The 20,777-nt window shown below is 28.6% G+C and carries 15 protein-coding genes; all 15 read left to right on the forward strand.

Going from position 1 to position 20,777, the window contains the following annotated elements:
- Positions 1-145: 145 nt before the first annotated feature.
- The 15 genes from L3B98_RS16240 (at position 146) to L3B98_RS16310 (ending at position 20,651) form a co-directional block, all read left to right on the forward strand.
- Positions 146-1,588: a DEAD/DEAH box helicase gene (locus L3B98_RS16240; protein ID WP_238917510.1), complete on the forward strand. Its 1,443-nt coding sequence runs from the start codon at positions 146-148 to the stop codon at positions 1,586-1,588.
- Between the two features lie 120 nt (positions 1,589-1,708).
- The gene (locus tag L3B98_RS16245) at positions 1,709-2,578 is read left to right on the forward strand and encodes a methionyl aminopeptidase (RefSeq protein ID WP_238917511.1); all 870 of its coding nucleotides are present in this window, start codon (positions 1,709-1,711) and stop codon (positions 2,576-2,578) included.
- Positions 2,579-2,769: 191 nt separating this feature from the next.
- Positions 2,770-5,226 carry a DNA helicase RecQ gene (gene recQ, locus L3B98_RS16250; protein ID WP_238917512.1) on the forward strand — a complete coding sequence of 819 codons (2,457 nt, stop codon included), beginning with the start codon at positions 2,770-2,772 and terminating at the stop codon, positions 5,224-5,226.
- Between the two features lie 135 nt (positions 5,227-5,361).
- Positions 5,362-5,859 (forward strand): J domain-containing protein, encoded by a 498-nt coding sequence (locus L3B98_RS16255; protein ID WP_238917513.1) that lies wholly within the window; start codon positions 5,362-5,364, stop codon positions 5,857-5,859.
- Between the two features lie 302 nt (positions 5,860-6,161).
- Entirely contained in the window at positions 6,162-6,827 is a 666-nt protein-coding gene (gene sigI, locus L3B98_RS16260) for an RNA polymerase sigma factor SigI (RefSeq protein WP_238917514.1), read from the forward strand.
- Positions 6,828-7,964 carry an anti-sigma factor domain-containing protein gene (locus L3B98_RS16265; RefSeq protein ID WP_238917515.1) on the forward strand — a complete coding sequence of 379 codons (1,137 nt, stop codon included), beginning with the start codon at positions 6,828-6,830 and terminating at the stop codon, positions 7,962-7,964. It abuts the gene before it with no gap.
- Between the two features lie 143 nt (positions 7,965-8,107).
- Positions 8,108-9,895 carry a bifunctional homocysteine S-methyltransferase/methylenetetrahydrofolate reductase gene (locus L3B98_RS16270; protein ID WP_238917516.1) on the forward strand — a complete coding sequence of 596 codons (1,788 nt, stop codon included), beginning with the start codon at positions 8,108-8,110 and terminating at the stop codon, positions 9,893-9,895.
- 235 nt (positions 9,896-10,130) lie between these two features.
- A complete protein-coding gene (locus L3B98_RS16275; RefSeq protein ID WP_238917517.1) occupies positions 10,131-11,372 on the forward strand; it encodes an NAD(P)-dependent oxidoreductase in 1,242 nt (413 codons plus the stop codon).
- A 162-nt stretch (positions 11,373-11,534) separates the two neighbouring features.
- On the forward strand, positions 11,535-12,533 hold the full coding sequence (locus L3B98_RS16280; protein WP_238917518.1) for a LacI family DNA-binding transcriptional regulator: 999 nt from the start codon (positions 11,535-11,537) through the stop codon (positions 12,531-12,533).
- A 342-nt stretch (positions 12,534-12,875) separates the two neighbouring features.
- A complete protein-coding gene (locus tag L3B98_RS16285; RefSeq protein ID WP_238917519.1) occupies positions 12,876-13,298 on the forward strand; it encodes an HIT family protein in 423 nt (140 codons plus the stop codon).
- A 49-nt stretch (positions 13,299-13,347) separates the two neighbouring features.
- Positions 13,348-14,760 (forward strand): glycoside-pentoside-hexuronide (GPH):cation symporter, encoded by a 1,413-nt coding sequence (locus tag L3B98_RS16290; RefSeq protein ID WP_015393424.1) that lies wholly within the window; start codon positions 13,348-13,350, stop codon positions 14,758-14,760.
- A 156-nt stretch (positions 14,761-14,916) separates the two neighbouring features.
- Positions 14,917-16,317 (forward strand): glucuronate isomerase, encoded by a 1,401-nt coding sequence (gene uxaC, locus L3B98_RS16295; protein ID WP_238917520.1) that lies wholly within the window; start codon positions 14,917-14,919, stop codon positions 16,315-16,317.
- A 219-nt stretch (positions 16,318-16,536) separates the two neighbouring features.
- Positions 16,537-17,178 carry a bifunctional 4-hydroxy-2-oxoglutarate aldolase/2-dehydro-3-deoxy-phosphogluconate aldolase gene (locus L3B98_RS16300; RefSeq protein WP_015393422.1) on the forward strand — a complete coding sequence of 214 codons (642 nt, stop codon included), beginning with the start codon at positions 16,537-16,539 and terminating at the stop codon, positions 17,176-17,178.
- A gap of 266 nt (positions 17,179-17,444) precedes the next feature.
- Positions 17,445-18,893 (forward strand): tagaturonate reductase, encoded by a 1,449-nt coding sequence (locus L3B98_RS16305; RefSeq protein WP_238917521.1) that lies wholly within the window; start codon positions 17,445-17,447, stop codon positions 18,891-18,893.
- A gap of 270 nt (positions 18,894-19,163) precedes the next feature.
- Positions 19,164-20,651 carry an altronate dehydratase family protein gene (locus L3B98_RS16310; protein ID WP_015393420.1) on the forward strand — a complete coding sequence of 496 codons (1,488 nt, stop codon included), beginning with the start codon at positions 19,164-19,166 and terminating at the stop codon, positions 20,649-20,651.
- Positions 20,652-20,777 lie beyond the last annotated feature (126 nt).

Raw genomic sequence — 20,777 nt, forward strand, 5'->3', positions numbered from 1 at the left:
TAATTAAATTTGATATTATAGAAAAGATATAAATATAGATATGATTTTTTATGTTTTAAAAATAGATAAGGATGGTATAATAAGAAAGATTATAATTACAAAGGAATAAAAGTGTAAATTATTAGATTAAGGAGAAATTTAAATAATGAAGAATGGGTTTAGCGAGTTTAAAATTGGAGAAGATCTTTTGAAGTCTATTGAAGGACTTGGATATAAAAAGCCATCTGAAGTACAAGAGAAAGTTATACCAGAGGTTCTTTTAAATAAAGATGTTATTGTTAAGTCACAGACAGGAAGTGGAAAAACAGCTGCGTTTGGTATACCTTTATGTGAAAAAATAGATTGGGAAGAAAATATTCCTCAAGTGTTGATTTTGACACCAACAAGAGAACTTGCAGTGCAAGTAAGCGATGATATTTCAAATATAGGACGATTCAAAAGAATACGAGCAATTGCTGTTTTTGGTAAGGAGCCAATTTCGGAACAAGAAAGAAAATTAAAGCAAAAAACACATATAGTAGTTGGAACTCCAGGTAGAATTTTAGATCACATAGATAGAGGAAGTCTTGATACTACAAAAATAAAGTATTTTGTTATTGATGAGGCTGATGAAATGCTAAATATGGGCTTTATAGGGCAGGTTGAAGGAGTTATTAGAAGAATTCCAAAGAAGAGAGTAACAATGCTATTCTCAGCAACAATCCCAGAAGAAATAAAAGCTTTATGTGAAAGACATATGGATAGGCCCATAGATATCAGTATTAAGAGTCAAAAGTTAATTACAGATAATATTGAACATAGGTTGTATTATGTTCAGTATGATAAGAAGTTAGAGGCATTAAATAATATATTAATATGTGAAAAACCTGAGACAGCTGTAATTTTTGCAAAGACAAAAGAAAATGTTGACATGGTTTTTGAGTATTTGAAATCTAAAGGATATTCAAGTAATAGGATTCATGGGGGCCTTATGCAAAAAGAAAGGCTTGAGGTTATGGAAAAGTTTAGGCGTGGAGAATTTAGGTTATTAGTAGCAACGGATTTAGCATCAAGAGGAATAGATATTGAAGGAATTACTCATGTAATAAACTACGATTTACCAGTTGAAAAAGAAGCTTATGTACATAGAATCGGGCGAAGTGGTCGTGCAGGTGCTAAAGGAAAGGCTATAAGTTTTTGCACTAATGAAGGAAATAAGTTATTAATGGATATTGAAGCATACATAGGATTCAATATACCAGTATATAATCAATTGGATGAAAAAGAAATCGAAGAAAATAAAGAGGTTTCTATTAAACTTTTAAAAAGTAAACCTAAAGCAAAGAAAGAAAAGAGTAAAGTTATTAATTCAGATATAACAAAAATATATTTAAATGGAGGAAAGAAAAAGAAAATCAGACCAGGGGACATTGTTGGTACTATCTGTAATATAGAGGGTTTAAGTGCAGATGATATTGGAATTATTGATGTACAGGATTCTGTATCTTATGTAGATATTTTAAATGGAAAAGGCAAAAAAGTTATAGAACAATTAAAAACTATGACAATTAAGGGGAAAAAGATTAATGTTGATAAAGCAAAAAAGTAACTAATTAATGGTTACAATGTTATGTTATTGATATATAATGTATTAGAAAGTAAATTATAAAAAAATATGAAATCTATAGTTCTTTAATATAGATAAGTTTGAAGAGGTGTTATTAAGAAAATGAATTTTGATAGAAATGCAAAATGTTGGTGTGGTAGTGGATTGAAGTATAAAAAATGCCATTTAGAATTTGATGAAAAAATTGAAAGTTATAGACATAAAGGGCATATAGTGCCACCAAGAGATATAATTAAAAGTCCCGAAGATATAGAAGGCATTAGAAAAAGTGCTAAAATAAATAATGAAGTATTAGATTTAGTAGCAAGTAAAATTAAGGCTGGAATGAGTACAGCTGAAATAGATAAGTTAGTTTATGATTATACTACAGAAAATGGCGCAATTCCTGCACCGTTAAATTTTGAAGGTTTTCCAAAGAGTGTATGTACATCAATTAATAATGAAGTTTGTCATGGTATCCCAGATGAAAAAATCATTTTAAGAGATGGTGATATAGTAAATGTTGATGTTTCAACAATTTTAAATGGATATTACTCAGACGCTTCAAGAATGTTTATGATTGGGGAAGTTGATGAAAAAGCAAAAAGACTGGTTACTGTAGCTAGAGAAACTATGGTTAAGGGAATAGAGGCAATAAAACCATGGGGCTTTTTAGGTGATATTGGAGCTGCTTGTCAAGAACATGCTCATAAAAACGGATATACAATAGTTAGAGCTTTAGGTGGTCATGGGGTAGGTAATCAATTCCACGAAGAACCTTTTGTACCTCATGTAGGCGAAAAAGGAACTGGAATGCTTCTAGTACCAGGAATGGTTCTTACTGTAGAACCAATGGTAAATGAAGGAGATTTTGATGTTTTTGTTGATGAAGTAAATGAATGGACTATATATACAGCTGATGATAAATTATCAGCTCAATGGGAACACACTGTTTTGATAACAGAAACTGGAGTTGAAATTTTAGCTAAGTAAAATTTTGATTTTATATTAATAAAGGTAGGATTGAACTTTTGTCAGTCCTATTTTTATTGTACATAACATTATTAAGTTTAAGAATTGTGAATGATTAAAATATATACAATAGCGTCAATAATATTATTGGGAAATATTAAGTGAGTTGATTTTAGAAATTATAGAATAAATTATTTAAGGAGTATTAATTAATGAATGACTTAGCACTAGCACATGAAGTTTTAGAAAAATATTATGGGTATAAAACCTTTAGAAAAGGTCAAGAAGATATAATAAATAAGATAATAAATGGAGAAGATGTACTAGCCATAATGCCAACTGGAGGAGGTAAATCCATATGCTATCAAATTCCTGCTCTAATATTAGAAGGGATTACCGTAGTTATTTCACCACTGATTTCATTAATGAAAGATCAAGTTGATACATTAAAAGATATGGGTATAAATGGGGCATTAATTAATAGCACATTAAGTTCTGTAGAAGAAAATCATGTAATTGAACAGCTGCAAAATGGTGAGATAAAAATACTTTATATTGCACCTGAAAGATTAGAATCATTTGAATTTCTTAATGTAATATCAAAATGCTGTATATCACAAATTGCTGTTGATGAGGCTCACTGTATTTCTCAATGGGGGCATGATTTTAGGAGTAGTTATAGAAAAATATCAGATTTTATAAACTTGCTTCAAAATAGGCCAATTGTTACAGCGTTTACCGCAACAGCATCTGAAGAAGTTAGAGAAGATATTATTAATCTTCTTAAATTGAAGAATCCAAAAGTTTTTATAACAGGTTTTGATAGAGAAAACTTGCTTATAAACGTAGTTAAAAATGGAAATAAGAAAGAGTATCTATTCCAATATATAGAGAATAATAAAGAAGTTTCAGGGATAATATACGCAGCGACAAGAAAAGAAGTTGATTTAGTCTATGAAATGTTAAATGCTAAAGGATACAAAGTCGCTCATTATCATGCTGGATTGTCTGAAAATACAAGAAAAGAAAATCAAGAGAATTTTATTTATGACCAAGCAAATATTATGGTAGCAACAAATGCATTTGGAATGGGAATAGATAAACCAAACATAAGATATGTAGTTCATTATAATATGCCAAAGAATATAGAAAGTTACTATCAAGAAATAGGGAGGGCTGGAAGAGATGGTGGTGAGAGTGAATGCATATTATTATTTTCACCTCAAGATGTTCAAGTTCAAAAATACTTAATTGAGAATTCAATAGAAAATATTGATAGAAAGAATAATCAATATAAAAAACTACAACAAATGATGGATTTTGTTTATAGCAATGATTGTTATAGAAAATATATTCTTGAGTATTTTGGCGAAACCCATGCAGGAGAATGTAATAAATGCAGCAATTGCTTAAGTGAAGGCGAACTTGTAGATAAAACTATCGAAGCGCAAAAAGTACTATCATGCATTTATAGAATGAAAACAAAATTTGGTATTGGAATGCTAGTTGATGTACTTAGAGGCTCTAAAAATAAAAAGGTTATTCAATTTAATTTTCATGAATTATCAACTTATGGCTTGATGAAAGATTATTCTTCAGATCAGCTTAAGACTTTTATTAATACTTTAATTTCTCATGGCTATATAAATGTAATTGAGGGAACTTATCCAGTGTTAAGTTTAAATGAAAAATCTCGGATGGTGTTGACTTCACAAGAAAAAGTTGAATTAAAAGAATTTAAGGTTGAACAAAAAGTTAAGGAAGATAACGAATTGTTTGAAATTCTTAGAAGAATAAGACATGATTTAGCTAGTGAAAATAATGTTCCACCATATGTTATATTTGGTGATATAACCTTAAAAGAAATGGCATCTAAATTGCCTATTAATAGAAGTGCAATGCTTAATATTTCTGGAGTTGGGGAAGTTAAATATAGTAAATATGGAAAAGCTTTCGAAGATGTTATAATAGCATTTGTAAAAGAACATAATATTGAAATACCTGAGAATATTGTTGAAGAAGAAAAGTCAAATACTGACGAAGAAAATGATGAGGAGTTAAAGTTGGTGGTGACTACAGATTTAACTCTATACAATAAATTAGATATCTTTAGAAAACAATTAGCAAAAAAAGAAGGAGTATTACCTCAAGCAATAATTGCTATGAATACGTTGAAAGAAATTAGTGGTAGATATCCTGATAGCCTTGAAAAATTAAAAGATATAAGTGGAATGGGCCCTAAAAAAATAAGTGAATATGGAGATAATATTATAAAAATTGTTAAAGATTATATCGATGAAAATCATATTCAGGTAGATTGGATGGAAAGAAAACGAAAAAAAGTCATAATTGATGGAGAAAAAAGAGAAAATAATCAAATTGCTATTGATATGCTTAGAGAAAAAATTAATATTCATAAAGTATCAGAAAAACTAGAATTATCTATTTCTACTGTTTTAGGATATGTTACAGATTATATTAGACAATTTGGAGAAAATATTTTTGAAATTGATCTTGATGAATTTTATAGTGAAGAAGATGCAAAATTAATTTCTGCTGCATGTGAAAAGCATGGGTATGAAAAGATAAATGTATTAAAGAAAGAACTTCCGTCTTATATAAAATATGAAAGTATACGATCTGTAATTCTTAAGAAATACTTTTTATAAAATTTGCTTTAAATCATTATGTGCTTTTATATATTTTGATATGTGGATTAATAAATTATCTAAATGTATTAGAATATTAAGAACTTTTATAAATATATTTAATAATGGAAAAATATATTTTGAGGTGTGGTGGTATTGGATCCATATAAAGTTTTAGATATCGATGAAACTGCGTCACAGGACGAAATAAGAGATAAATTTAAATCTATGATTGAAGAATATTCAGAGGATCAAGATGAAACAACAAGGCAAAAAATATTAAGTATAAGTGCTGCATATGAAAAGATTTTAAATGGTGACTTGTATAAAGAAATTAGAGAATTAATTGACAAAAAAAATTTCGTAGAAGCTGAAGCTAAATTGAATTTAATTAATAATGCAAATTCATCAGAGTGGAATTATTTACAAGGATTTATTTCTGTTCAGAAAGGATGGTTTGAAAGTGGATTAAATTACTTAAAAAAATCTGTTGATTTGGAACCAGATAATTATGAATATTTAAATAGCCTAAATAAGCTACAATCGAGAATGATTGATTACATGAAAAAATATTCTCAGAAGAATGTAAAAGCAAATTCAAATAATATGAATGCTTGTGGTGGAGATAACAGTAATAATGGAGGTATGTGTTAATATATATATAATTTATTTAACTTTTATGTTGATATTGGAAAGCTTTTATGTTATTCTATAAAAGCAGTTGGTACGTAAGTGCTAATTTGGAGCTTAGAGTGTCCTTCGCCGGTCTCTAAGCTCCTTTTATTTTTTTATTTAAAAAAATTTTTATTACGTGTTATAATAAATTTGAGTTTCCATTTTATTTGGAAGTGTTAAATAAAGGATTATGAATAAACTTTTTCATTAATTCAATAAAAAGTACCAAAAAGATTAATTTATATTGTATATTATTATGACCGGAGAAGGGAGCGTATGAAATGCTTGAATGTGTTTTAATAGATTTAAATGTTGATAAGAACACAAGTATCAATGAACTTATAGAGAATCATATGCCTTTTATTATTAAAAGTATTTCAGAAGTAACTGGAAGATATGTATCTTGTGAGAATGATGAAGAACTTAGTGTTGGATTGCTAGGATTTCACGAGGCTATTGAAAGATATGATAATGAGAAAGGCCATTTTCTATCATATGCAAAACTTGTTATAGGAAGTAGAATTAAAAATTATTTGAAAAGCGAAAATAAGCATCAACATTCATCTCTTGATGATTTATTAGATAAGGGAGTTGACATAAAAGATGAGTATTTTGAGCCTAAAGAAGATAATAGTTTACTACTAGAACAAATAAACAAGTTTAAAACTGAGATCGGTTCGTTCGGTTTTACATTTGAAGATTTGGTAAATGAGGCTCCCAAACAACAAGCTACAAGAAAAAATGCGATTATGTTAGCAGAACAAATTAGTGTAGAAGAAGAATTTACTTCGTTTATGTATTTGAAGAAGAGATTGCCTATTACAAGAATAGTAGCAAAGTTTTCTGTTACAGAAAAGGTAATTAAAAGAAGTAAAAAATTTATTATTTCTGTGGTTATTATAATTGATAAAAACCTTAATGCTTTAAAAAATTGGATCAGAAAGTAGGTGAAAAAATTGAATAAAGGGATAATAATGGAGATAAAGAAGAATTATGCTATAGCTTTAAATGATGAAGGCTTAATGGAAAAGATAGCTTATAAAAATGATATGAAAATAGGTCAAAAAATATTTTATTTTAATGAAGATATTATAAATAAAACAACAAAGAATGGTTATAAATTTAATGGATTTAAGAAATCATTCGGATCAATTGCTGCATTATTTTTAATTATATTCACCTTCTTTCAGATAATGAGACCACAGGAAGCATTTGCAGTTGTTAGCTTGGATATTAACCCAAGTATACAAATAGAAGCAGATAGTAAACTTAACATCATCAAGGTTGAAGGAGTAAATGATGATGGTAAGAGTATGGATTTTAGCGATATTAAGGATATTCCTCTTGAAAGCGGAATACAAAAAATAAAAGATAAACTTATTGCAAATAATTACCTAGAAAAAAATCATGAAGTTTTAGTTGGATATATGTTTGAAAATGGAAATGATGAGACATATGTGAAAAATTTAGAGGGAGCTATATATTCTTCATTTGATCCAAAACAAGTAACCTTTGTTTCAGGAGATAAAGAGGATGTAAGCAAAGCTAAAGAACAAAATATAAGTTTAGGTAGATATGAAGCAGCAGCTCGTGTAACAGATGAGAAAATAAAGGATAAGATTAAAACAGCTCCAGTTAAGGATATTACTGAAAGTATAAAAGACAGTGAAAATCCAAATCAATGGCAATTTGAAGATAATAAAAATGATAAAGCTCCAGCAGTTACTGAGAATCCAGAGGTAAAATCTGATAAACCAGCATCAGATAAACCTAAAATAAATGCTCCATCTGATACAACTGAATCTAATATTGGTTCAAATAAGAGCAATGATAATACTGGTAAAACAGAAACAAAAAATAATATTATAGACTTACAACCAGATGTACCTGCAACAAGTGGTAATAGTAATAGCGGCGCTGGTGGAAATTCTACAACTCCATCTAAAGATAACGGTATTAGTTTAACACCAAATAGTGGAAGTAGTGATAATACTACAAATTCAGGTAAGTCTAAAGAAGAAACTAAAAAAATAGTAATACAAGAACCTACAAAACAAGCAGATAATTCAATTGATATAAAATAATAAATATTGTTAAGTATTTTAAAATAGATTTATCTTGAAAATAGATAAATCTATTTTTGTTTTAAATAAAAATAAGGACGGCATGAGAAATTTATAGTATACTTACTTTAAATATTATTTATAGAAATTGGGGAGATTAAACAATGATAAGAGAATATTTGAAGAAGAATATATTAATATTTGATGGGGCAATGGGCACTTATTATGCTGAATCAACTGGTAATGATATTTCATATTGTGAATTTGCTAATTTAGAGGATAAAGATTCAATTAAAAAAATTCACGAACAATATATTAATGCTGGGGCTAAATTAATTAGAACTAATACTTTCTCAGCCAATACATATGACCTTAATGTATCTTTAGATAAATTACGTGAAGTAATAAAATCAGGAATTGATATAGCAAAGGAAGTTGCTAAAGATAGAGAAATTTATATTGGAGCAAGTATAGGGCCAATAAAGGCAAGTAGTATATTAGATGAAGCACCGGAAAATATATTAAATGAATATAAGTTTATAGTTGATTGTTTTCTTGACAATAATATTAATGTTTTCGTATTTGAAACTTTTAGTAATTATTCGTATATTGAAGAAATAAGTAAATATATTAAAGATAAAGACAGGAATAGTTTTATATTAACACAGTTTGCTGTTAAACCAGATGGATTTACTAGAGATGGCGTAAGTATTAAGAAATTAATTAATGTGGTCAAGTCTATTAAAGAAATTGATGCTTATGGATTTAATTGTGGTTCAGGTCCAACACATATGTCTGAAATAATTAAAAGCATTAATATAGATAATGATATAGTTTCAGCACTTCCTAATGCTGGGTTTCCTGAATTGATTCATGAAAGAACTGTTTATCCAAATAATCCTAAGTATTTTGCTAAAAAGGTAAATGAGATACGATTACAAGGAGTATCAATAATTGGAGGATGCTGCGGAACAAATCCTAATTATATAAAAGAAATTGTAGCATTAGTTGAAGGAAAATTTGAAAAAATTAAAGTTATAGGTTCAAATAATAAAGAAGAAGTAGTAGAAAAAGAATTTTGCATAGAGAATTCTTTTAGGAGTAAATTAGATAGAAATGAATTTGTGATTGCAATTGAGTTATCTGCACCAGCAGATACTGATGTTACAAAACTAATGAATGGGGCTAGAATATGTAAAGAGAATAATATAGATTTAGTAACGATTCCTGATTCACCGATGTCAAAGGTAAAAGCAGATTCTACAATTATAGCTACTAAGATAAAAAGAGAAATTGGAATTGAAGCTATGCCACATATCTGCTGTAGAGATAAGAATACAAATGCAATAAGATCTGCATTAATTGCTTCACATATTGAGGATATAAGGAATGTATTAGCAGTTACAGGAGATCCGATATCAGATGCAACAAAAATAGAAACAAAAAGTGTATTTAATTTAAATTCATTTAAATTGATGGAATTAATAAACGATATGAATGAAGAATTTTTTAAAGGCGATACTATTCATATTGGTGGTGCCTTGAATTTAAATGTTTTAAATAAAGAAGTTGAATTTAACCGAATGCTTAAAAAAATAGAAAAAGGTGCAAGATTCTTTTTAACTCAGCCAATATATGATGATGAGGCTATTGAGTTTTTAAAGAAGATTAAAGAAAAGACTGATGTGAAAATTTTAGCGGGACTTCTTCCAATAGTTAGTTATAGAAATGCTATATTTTTAAATAATGAACTCCCTGGTGTTACAATTCCAGAAAAATATATTAGGATGTTTTCTGAGAACATGGATAAGGAGGAAGCACAAAGAGTTGGAGTAAAGATAAGCGTGGAAATTGGAAAGAAACTCAAAGATATTGCAGATGGTTTATATTTCATTACTCCATTTAATAGAGTTAATATGTTAATTGATATAATTGAAGAAATTAAGAATTAGTTAAAATAGATAAGTTGGATTTTGATGAGAATAGACTAAATAAATGTTTTGACGTTAATTATCTCTTAGTCATATAAATGGAACGTTGTATTTGTATAATAAAGAGTAAATATTTAAATATGCTATCCTATTTGATTAAAAAGGGTAGCATATTTTTTAATAAATAGTTGAAATAAATATAAATATGAGTTACTATGCTTAATGTATAATAAAACAAAGGAGGAATGTTAGATAAATGTCAAATATAGATTTTTTATTAAATGAAGCGTCAAGATGTTTACTATGTAAGGTGCCAAGATGTAAGGATAATTGCCCTATCGATACACCTATACCTGAAATTATAAAACTATATAAGGAAGGAAAACTTAAGGAAGCTGGAGAAATCTTATTCAATAATAATCCACTTTCTGTAATATGCTCATTAGTTTGTATTCATGAAGATCAGTGTAAGGGTAATTGCGTTAGAGGAATAAAAGGAGAACCTATTAATTTTCATGATATAGAACATGAAATATCAAAAAAGTACTTAGAAGAAATTAGTTTGAGTAATGTACCTAAAGACAAAGATAGAATTGCTATAGTTGGTGGAGGGCCAGCAGGAATAACAATTGCTTTTATTCTTGCTATGAAAGGCTATAAAGTTACTATTTTTGATGCACACGTGAAAATAGGAGGAGTATTGAGGTATGGAATACCAGAATATAGGCTACCTAAGAAATTAATTGATACACTTGAACAAAAACTTGTAGAAATTGGTGTTAAAATTAGGCCAAACACTCTTATAGGCCCTGTTATTTCTCTTGATAGATTATTTGAAGATGGATATAAGGCTGTTTTTATTGGAACTGGAGTATGGAATCCAAAGACTTTGAATATTAAGGGTGAAACTCTTGGCAATGTGCATTTTGCTATAGATTATCTAAAATCACCAGAATATTATTGCTTGGGAGATAAGGTTGCAGTAATTGGAGCTGGAAATGTTGCTATGGATGCTGCTAGAAGTGCTAAGCGAAATGGTGCTAACGAAGTGACTATAATATATAGAAAAGGCTTCGAGGAAATGTCGGCAACAAAACAAGAAATAAGAGAAGCAAAAGAAGATAATATTAAATTTGAATTATTTAAGTCTCCTATAGAAATAACAGAAGAAGGTGTGAGACTTGCAGTTACTGAAAATGTAATAGATTCTGATGGAAAAATGTTTACTAAAACCATCGAAGGAAAAGAGGAGTTTTTTAATTGCAATTCAACAATTATTGCTGTAAGTCAAACTCCAAGAACTAACATTGTTTCAAATACAACAGAGTTGAATACAAATAGATGGGGATTATTAATAACTGATGAAAATGGAAATACAACTAAAAGAGGAACTTTTGCATCAGGAGATGTAGTGACAGGTGCAAAAACTGTTGTTGAAGCTGTAGTTCAAGCAAAAAGAGTTGCAGAAACTATAGAAAAATATTGCCAAAACAATTAAAATTAATATATTATATATAAATTTAAGTCTATAATAATAGAGGAATTATATTGTTAAATATGCTTATGATTAATATAAGAATTGAATTATAATATATTTTTGCATATTTTATACAATATGGTAGAATAAATTCATAATATTAATAAGGGGTGCAGAGGAGTAATGAGTGTTACTATAAAAGATATTGCAAAATTGGCTAACGTTTCTCATACAACAGTGTCAAGAGCACTTAACAATAGCCCATACATAAATGAAGAAACAAAGGTTAAAATTAAAGCTTTAGCAAAGGAATTAAATTATGTTCCAAATTATAGTGCTAAAAGTTTGGTTTTATTAAAATCATATGTTATAGGAATTTTCTTTTCTTCCATTAGTGAAGGAACTTCAGATACATTTTTCCATGAAATTATTAAAGGTGTAAATAAGGTTATGGATAAAGAATATAATTTAGTCATTAGAGGAATTGATGATTATGAATATTCACATCCAATTGATAATAAAAATTTTGATGGAATAATAGTTGTAAGCCAAAGTAAGAACGATGATAAATTTATAAAAACTATACTAGAAAAAAATATACCAACTGTAGTCATAAATAGGAATATTGATGATGATAAAATAATAAATATTATGTCAGATGATACTAAAGGGTCGTATGATGCTGTTACATATTTTATAGAAAATAATCATAAAAGAATAGCATTAATAGAAGGAAATAAAGAATTTGAATCTAGTTCATATAGAAGAAAAGGATATATAAAAGCATTAGAAGATAATAATATTCCTATCAATGAAGAATTGATCATAAGTGGTAAGTACGATTTACAGAGTGGGTACATAAGCATGAATAAATTATTAGAATTAGACGAAAAACCTACTGCAGTATTTTGTTCTAACGATGATATTGCTGTTGGAGCTATGAAAGCTATATCAGAAAGTGGTTTAAGCGTTCCAGATGATATTTCAATTATAGGCTTTGATGATAGTAATTTTTGTAATTATGTAACACCAACCTTATCAAGTGTAAAAAAAGATTCGTTGACAATGAGTAAATATGGAGGCACTTATATTTTAAATCTAATAAATAATAAAGAGATTGATAGAAACAGAGTGTTTATAGAATCAAAGCTTGTAATGAGAAAATCAGTTAAAAAATTATAAGTTGTTTTCTAAGATGATTAATGACAAAAATCACTAATTATCTTAGAAAAAAATTTTGTTAACGTTAACTAAAACTATTGCATTCTTAATTTAGAAATAATATAATGATAAAAGTGAGTTATATCTTTTATTTGAAATTGTTCACGTTAACAAACCATGTAAACTTATGTTATTTACGTAAACCGTTACTAAGTAAATTATATTGTACAAACATGGAAATGATTGACAAGGATTTAACATAGTATTAGAAAGTAAAGCTTTATATAATTTTAATTGTAAATGTTATATATTTAGTATTTATAATTAAGTTAATATAAATATTAAAATTTGGAGGTAATAAAAATGAACTTTGATGAAAAATGTTTTTATTGTTCAAAGAACGAAGAACTTGATAAGCTAATGATTAAAATATGTGATTTAGAAGTATCAACAGTATATTTGTTTAAAGAACAAACTTATAAAGGGAGATGTAATGTGGTTTTTAAAGAACATAAGAGCGAAGTTGCTGAATTGACTGAACAAGAAGCTAGTTCATTTATTAAAGATGTTCGTAGGGTTGCGCAAGCTATGCATAAAGCTTTTACTCCTAATAAAATAAATTATGGAGCATTCGCTGATACAATGAAACATCTTCATTTTCACTTAGTACCCAAATATGAAGGAGGTCCTTCATGGGGAGGAACATTTGAAATGAACCCACAACAAGTGTATTTAAGTGATGAAGAATATAATGAATTGATAGACAAAGTCAAGAAAAATTTATAATAAGTTGTATAAGTCTAAGCATTATAATGCTTAGATAAGGAGGATAAAAATGGAACAATCGAAGAATAGTCAGACTAAAGGTTCTGACAATGGAAATACTAAGTTAAGTTTAAGAGAAAAAATTTCATATGGTTTTGGAGATTTTGGAAATGGATTTATGTTTGACTTAGGACAATCATATCTTACAAAATTTTTTGTAGATACTTGTGGAATTGGTGCTGCAGCTGTTGGTGGAATATTTGCATTTACAAAGATATTTGATGCTTTTATGGATCCATTAGCAGGTTCAATAATTGATGGGAGAAAAGCTGGGAAATCAGGTAAATTTAGACCTGTAATGATGATATCTAGTATAATTTTAGCAATACTAACTGTGATTACATTTACTATGCCAAATATTTCACTTACATCAAAAATTGTATATGGTTATGTGACATATATGATATGGGGACTTATGTATTCATTTACTAATGTTCCTTATGGATCTCTAGCATCAGTAATGACAAGAGATGTAGAAGAAAGAAGCCAATTGGCAACATTTAGACAAGCTGGATCTCTTGGAGCTCAATTAATAACTGGAGTAGCTTTTGTACCTATTCTTATGATGTTCAATGATAAAAAAATTGGGTATCCTATTGCAGCTGCAGTTATGGCTTGTATAGGAGTTATTTCATTCTTTATTTGTTTCACTAATACTAAAGAACATGTCGTAGTTAATAGAAATGGTAAATCAGAAAAGGCATCTGCGAAAGACTACATTAAAGTAATATTTACAAATAGACCACTATTATGTTTAATTCTTATGCAATTATTCACTATTTCTGCTATGAATACTAATAACCAAATGATGATATTCTTTTGTCAATATAACCTAGGAGATATAGCACTTCAGCCAAAAGTTAACGGTATAATGATTGGATGTTCTGTAATTGGTATATTTGCAATACCATTTTTAGTAAAGAAATTTGGTAAGAAGAAAACTGCAATTTCAGGACTATTGATAGGTATTGTCGCTAATGGATTGAATTTTATTATGCCAACTAATCAAGCAGATCCAACAATTTTCATAACACTTGTAACTATTGGTTATGTAGGATTAGCTATTCCGAATGGGGTAACTTGGGCATTCGTTACAGATGCAATAGATTATGGTCACTGGCATACTGGAATAAGAAAAGAAGGTGTGACATATGCAGCGTTTAATTTCTCAAGAAAGATAGCTCAATCTTTAGCTGCTATTGTAAGTGCAAGTGTATTAGGAATGACTGGATACGTTGCAAATGCACAGCAAAGTGCAGAAACATTACTTGGAATTAAAGGTGCTATGACATTATATCCAGCAGTAGCATTAGCATTGGCTGCTATTGTTGTAGGGGTATTACACAACTTACCAGATGATAAATATAGAAAAGTTGCACAAGATCTTCAAGAAGGTAAATGGGAAAATGGTATGCTTGAATAATAGCTTTTAATTAAATTTATTAACATTAAATTAATGTTAATAAAAAAAGTTGCATTTTAATTAAAATACTAATATAATAAAAAAAGATAAATGTTCACGTGAACAATGGCGCTATTCCATAATGTTTGCGGAAAATAAAGAGAGAAGGATTTTACTATGAAAAAATTTATGGATGAAAATTTTTTATTATCTAGTGAGGTGGCTCAAAAATTATATCATGATTATTCTGAGAAAATGCCGATCATAGATTATCATTGTCACATTAATCCAAAAGAAATATTAGACAATAAACAATTTGAAAATATAACTCAAGTTTGGCTTTATGGGGACCACTATAAATGGAGACAAATGAGAACTTTCGGTATAGATGAAAAGTTTATAACTGGAGATGGAAGCGATTATGAAAAGTTTTTAGCATGGGCAAAAACAATTTCAATGGCTATTGGAAATCCATTATATCATTGGACACATCTAGAATTGAAGAGATATTTTGGAGTTGAAGAAACATTAAATGAAAAAACAGCACCAGCTATTTGGGAAAAAGTAAATAAAATGCTAAATACTGAAGAATTCAGAGTAAGAGGTCTTATTAAAAAGTCAAATGTTAAAGTGATATGCACTACAGATGATCCAATAGATTCATTAGAATATCATTTAGCTATAAAAGAAGATAAGAGTTTTGATGTTAAAGTTTTACCAGCATTTAGGCCTGATAAAGCATTAGGAATTAATAAAGAAACATTTAAAGAATGGTTCAATAAATTGGAAGAAGTTGTTGGAAATAAAATCACAAACTTTGATGAATATTTAGAAGCTTTAAAGAAGAGAGTTGAATTCTTCCATGAAGTTGGATGTAGAGTTTCTGATAATGCCTTAGATTTTGTTCCTGTTGGAAATGCTTCTAAGGAAGAAGTAGCTGAAATATTTGCTAATGTATTAAAGAATGGTAGTGTTTTATTTGAAGCTGAAAACAAATTTAGAGTATTTGTTTTAAAATTCTTTGGAAAACTATATCATGATTTAAATTGGACAAATCAATTTCACATGAATTGTGTTAGAGATAATAATACTAAGATGTTCAAAGTATTAGGCCCTGATACAGGATTTGATTCATTAAATGATACTGAAGTTGCAATTCCACTTTCAAGATTATTAAATGCTTTAAACATGGAAAATGCACTTCCTAAAACTATAATATATAGCTTAAATGCAAATGATAATTCTACTATCGGAACATTAATAGGATGTTTCCAAGGTGATGGAATAAAAGGTAAATTACAATTTGGTTCAGCTTGGTGGTTTAACGATCACAAAACTGGTATGCAAGAACAAATAAAATCACTTGCTAGTTTAGGAATGCTAAGTACATTTGTTGGAATGCTTACTGATTCAAGAAGTTTCTTATCTTATACAAGACATGAATACTTCAGAAGAATACTTTGTAATGTGATAGGTGAATGGGTTGATAATGGCGAATTCCCTGATGATTATGAAGTTTTAGGTAAAATAGTTTCAGATATTAGCTATAATAATGCTAATAATTATTTCAATATGTAAATGAGTTATTTTATAACTTATTAATATATAATTTTGCGCAATTCTCAAGAAAATAAAAATTTTAAATAATATTAAAATCCATCATAATCCCATAATATTTATACCATAATTAATGATTATAATTAACCAGCTTGGGAATTGCGCATGTTTAAAAATAAAATGATAAGTTCACATAAGTATTATAGCTGTGAAAATATCGTGATAGTTGAGGCGAAAAAAATGAGAAGAGAAGTAGTATTACAAAAAATTAAAGAAGCTGGAGTTGTAGCTGTAGTTAGAGGCGATTCAAAGGAAGAAGCTATAAAAATAGTTGATGCAGTTTCTAAGGGTGGAATAAAAATCATGGAAATGACTATGACTGTTCCAAATCCTATAGATGTAATTAAAGAAGCTGTAGAGAAATATGAAGGTACAGATATAATAGTTGGAGCTGGTACGGTTTTAGATTCTGAAACTGCAAGAGCTTGTATTTTAGCGGGAGCACAATTTATTGTTAGTCCATATTTGGACGTTGAAACTTTAAAACTTTGCAATAGATATAAAGTTTTAGTTATGCCTGGAGTAATGACTGTAAAAGATGCAGTTACTGCTTTTGAATACGGGGTTGATGTTGTTAAAATATTCCCAGCTAATCTTTATGGACCATCTGTAATTAAATCATTTAAAGGACCACTTCCTCAAGGTGATTTTATGCCAACTGGTGGAGTAACAGTAGCTAATTTACATGAGTGGATTGAAGCTGGAGCTGTTGTTGTTGGTACTGGTGGTGATTTAACTAAAGGAGCAAAGACTGGTGACTTTGAATTAGTTGAAAAGACTGCTAAACAATTTGTAGAAGCGTTTGAAAAAGCAAAGAAGTAGAATTATCTTACAAGTGTAAAATAGTTAGATATTTATTTGATATGATTTTAAAAGCTTAATTATATTAAGTGTATCCTATCTCTAAATACACTAATTAAGTAAAAGATAAATATGAAATTTATATTAACTATTTTGCAAATTTAGTTTTTTAAAAGTCAATGAACAATTGACAATGTATGATATTAAAGTTTGTTCATAAATATTTTGCATTGTGAATTGTGTATTGAAATAAAAATACCTAAATAGAATATTTGGAGGAAAGATCTATGAAGTTAAATAAGGAAACATATAAAGAGTTTAAAAGTTATCCTGAAAAAGTATTACAATTTGGAGAAGGAAATTTTCTAAGAGCCTTTGTTGATTGGCAAATAGATAAGATGAATGATGAAGCTGGTTTTAATGGAAGTGTAGTAGTAGTACAACCATTAGAAAATGGTTTAGTTGATATGTTAAATGATCAAGATGGATTATATACACTATATCTTCAAGGTATGCAAAATGGAAAAGCTGTAAGAACTCATAAGGTTATGAATAGTATAAGCAGAGGAATCAATCCATACAGAGATTATGAAGAATATTTAAAAGTTGGAGAAAATCCTGAATTAAGATTTATAGTTTCTAATACTACAGAAGCTGGAATAGCTTTTGAAGCTGATGATAAATTAGAAGGTGGATGCCAAAAAGGATATCCTGCAAAATTAACAGCACTTTTATATCGTAGATTTAAGACATTTAATGGTGCAAGCGATAAAGGTTTAATGATTATACCATGTGAACTTATCGATAGAAATGGTGAAAAATTAAAAGAAATAGTATTAAAATATGCTGAAGTATGGAATCTAGGAGAAGAATTTGTTAATTGGATTAATGAAGCTAATACTTTCTGCTGTAGTTTAGTAGATAGAATTGTACCAGGATATCCAAGAGATACAATAGAAGAAGTTAGAAAAGAAATCGGATATGATGATAATTTAGTAGATGTAGGAGAAATCTTTCACCTATGGGTAATTGAAGGACCACAATCTTTAAAAGATGAATTACCAATAGATAAAGCAGGGTTAAATATTAAAGTTGTAGATGATATGACACCATATAGAACTAGAAAAGTTAGAATACTTAACGGACCACATACAGCAATGGTGCCAGTTGCATATCTTTATGGATTAGAAACAGTTGGAGAATCAGTAGATCATGAAGTAATAGGTAAATATGTTCATGAAGTAATTTATGATGAAATTATACCAACATTAGATCTTCCACACGATGAATTAGTTGAATTTGCAGATGCAATAATTGAAAGATTTAGAAACCCATATGTAAAACACTACTTAATGAGTATAGCATTAAACTCTATGTCAAAATATAAGACAAGAGATTTACCAAGTTTAACTGAATACTTAAAGAGAAAAGGTGAATTACCTAAGAAATTAGTATTTTCTCTTGCAGCTTTAATCGAATTCTATAAAGGAAAAAGAGGAAACGAAGATATTAAGCTTGCGGATGATGAAGATATCTTAGATTTATTCAAGAATTTATGGACAAACTGTGATGCAACAAGCGAAGGTTTAAAGAAGGTTGTTACTGGAGTTCTTGGATATGAAAAGAACTGGGGAAGTAACTTGAACGATGTTCCAGGATTAACTGATAAAGTATCTGGTTACTTAGAAATAATCGAAAAAGTTGGAATGAAAGAAGCTGTTAAAGAAGTTCTTTAATTTCTAATTTTTCAATGAGTTTTATTAAATTTCTATGCGATTTTATTATTTCATAAAATCGTATAGAAAATACTATAATTTGTTTAGCTGATGAAATATAGATAATTAAAATATTAATTCACAGTGCACAAATCACAATGCATAATACAGGAAAAAATCTAAAAGTTTTTCTAAGAAGAATTTTATCCTAAATTGTGAACTGTGAATTGTGCATTTTAGCGTGGAGTAGCCACGCTTTCTAAATAATAAATTGAAAGTAGGTAATGGTGCATGAAGGATTTTATTAAGATTAATGATAAAGATAATGTGGTTGTAGCACTTAGAGATATAAATAAAGGTGAAATTTTAGAATTAGATAATATAAAAATAGAAACTAAAGAAGAAGTTAAAAGAGGTCATAAAATAGCAATAGCTAACATTTCGAATGACGAAAATGTTATTAAGTATGGATATGCTATTGGACATGCTATAAAAGAAATTGAAGCTGGAGAATGGGTACATACTCATAATATTAAAACAAATTTAAATGGAATAAAAGATTATTCATTTAGTCAACAATTAAATGATGTATCTAGAGCTGATAGAAAACTTACATTTGATGGTTATGAAAGAGAAAATGGAACTGTGGGTATAAGAAATGAATTATGGATTGTTCCAACTGTTGGATGTGTAAATGGAATTGGAGAAAGAATTCTTGAAAAGTTTAAGTCTGAAGTTAATCCAGTAGGAATTGATGGCCTTGAAGTATTCAAACATAATTATGGTTGTTCACAATTAGGTGATGACCATGCAAATACAAGAACAATGCTTGGAAATTTAGTTAAGCATCCTAATGCTGGAGGAGTATTGGTTTTAGGACTTGGTTGCGAAAACAATACTATGAAAGAATTTATTGAATCATTAGGTGAATATGATAGTAAGAGAATTAAATTTTTAGTGGCTCAAGAAGTTTCAGATGAAATTGGAGAAGGGGCTAAAATATTAAAAGATCTTTATGAAAATATGAAAGATGATAAGAGAGTTCCTGTATCTATATCAAAATTAAAAGTTGGATTAAAATGTGGGGGCTCTGATGGGTTCTCAGGAATAACAGCTAATCCGCTTGTTGGAAGTTTTTCAGATTTCTTAGTATCTCAAGGTGGAACTACAATTCTTACTGAAGTTCCTGAAATGTTTGGTGCAGAAACTATATTGATGAATAGATGCTCAAATGATTCTGTATTTGATAAAACAGTACATTTAATTAATGACTTTAAGGAATACTTTATGTCATATAATCAACCAATATATGAAAACCCTTCACCAGGTAATAAAGCAGGAGGGATAACAACGCTTGAAGATAAATCATTAGGGTGTACACAAAAATCAGGAAATGCTACGGTTGTAGATGTGCTTAAATATGGAGAAACTTTAAGGACAAATGGATTAAATTTATTAAGTGGACCTGGTAATGATTTAGTTGCAGCCTCAGCACTAGCGGCAGCAGGATGCCATCTTGTATTATTTACTACAGGAAGAGGAACTCCGTTTGGAACTTTTGTTCCAACAATTAAAATATCTACAAATTCAGCTCTTTACAAATTAAAACCTCATTGGATGGATTTTAATGCAGGTTGCTTAGTTGAAGATAAAAATATGGATGAAGTGACAGAAGATTTATTACAATATATAATTGAAGTTTCGGGTGGAAAATTAGTTAATAATGAAATTAACAAGTTTAAAGAAATTTCAATTTTAAAGCAAGGTGTTACATTATAGAGCATTCTTCTATAGTTAAGTAAATTTAATATTCTATATTGCATTTATTCTAGGAAAATAATCTTAGGGAGATGGATGCAATATAGAAATTAAAGTTGTTAAAAAAATAGCAAATGAGGATGTTTT

The sequence above is a fragment of the Clostridium sp. YIM B02555 genome, from assembly GCF_022320955.1.
GTDB classification, from domain to species: domain Bacteria; phylum Bacillota; class Clostridia; order Clostridiales; family Clostridiaceae; genus Clostridium; species Clostridium saccharoperbutylacetonicum.

What these genes read in the sequence shown, in the direction of transcription:
- L3B98_RS16240 (WP_238917510.1), top strand. Translation starts at nt 146, where the DNA reads ATGAAGAATGGGTTTAGCGAGTTTAAAATTGGAGAAGATCTTTTGAAG.
- L3B98_RS16245 (WP_238917511.1), top strand. Translation starts at nt 1,709, where the DNA reads ATGAATTTTGATAGAAATGCAAAATGTTGGTGTGGTAGTGGATTGAAG.
- recQ (WP_238917512.1), top strand. Translation starts at nt 2,770, where the DNA reads ATGAATGACTTAGCACTAGCACATGAAGTTTTAGAAAAATATTATGGG.
- sigI (WP_238917514.1), top strand. Translation starts at nt 6,162, where the DNA reads ATGCTTGAATGTGTTTTAATAGATTTAAATGTTGATAAGAACACAAGT.
- L3B98_RS16270 (WP_238917516.1), top strand. Translation starts at nt 8,108, where the DNA reads ATGATAAGAGAATATTTGAAGAAGAATATATTAATATTTGATGGGGCA.
- L3B98_RS16275 (WP_238917517.1), top strand. Translation starts at nt 10,131, where the DNA reads ATGTCAAATATAGATTTTTTATTAAATGAAGCGTCAAGATGTTTACTA.
- L3B98_RS16280 (WP_238917518.1), top strand. Translation starts at nt 11,535, where the DNA reads ATGAGTGTTACTATAAAAGATATTGCAAAATTGGCTAACGTTTCTCAT.
- L3B98_RS16285 (WP_238917519.1), top strand. Translation starts at nt 12,876, where the DNA reads ATGAACTTTGATGAAAAATGTTTTTATTGTTCAAAGAACGAAGAACTT.
- L3B98_RS16290 (WP_015393424.1), top strand. Translation starts at nt 13,348, where the DNA reads ATGGAACAATCGAAGAATAGTCAGACTAAAGGTTCTGACAATGGAAAT.
- uxaC (WP_238917520.1), top strand. Translation starts at nt 14,917, where the DNA reads ATGAAAAAATTTATGGATGAAAATTTTTTATTATCTAGTGAGGTGGCT.
- L3B98_RS16300 (WP_015393422.1), top strand. Translation starts at nt 16,537, where the DNA reads ATGAGAAGAGAAGTAGTATTACAAAAAATTAAAGAAGCTGGAGTTGTA.
- L3B98_RS16305 (WP_238917521.1), top strand. Translation starts at nt 17,445, where the DNA reads ATGAAGTTAAATAAGGAAACATATAAAGAGTTTAAAAGTTATCCTGAA.
- L3B98_RS16310 (WP_015393420.1), top strand. Translation starts at nt 19,164, where the DNA reads ATGAAGGATTTTATTAAGATTAATGATAAAGATAATGTGGTTGTAGCA.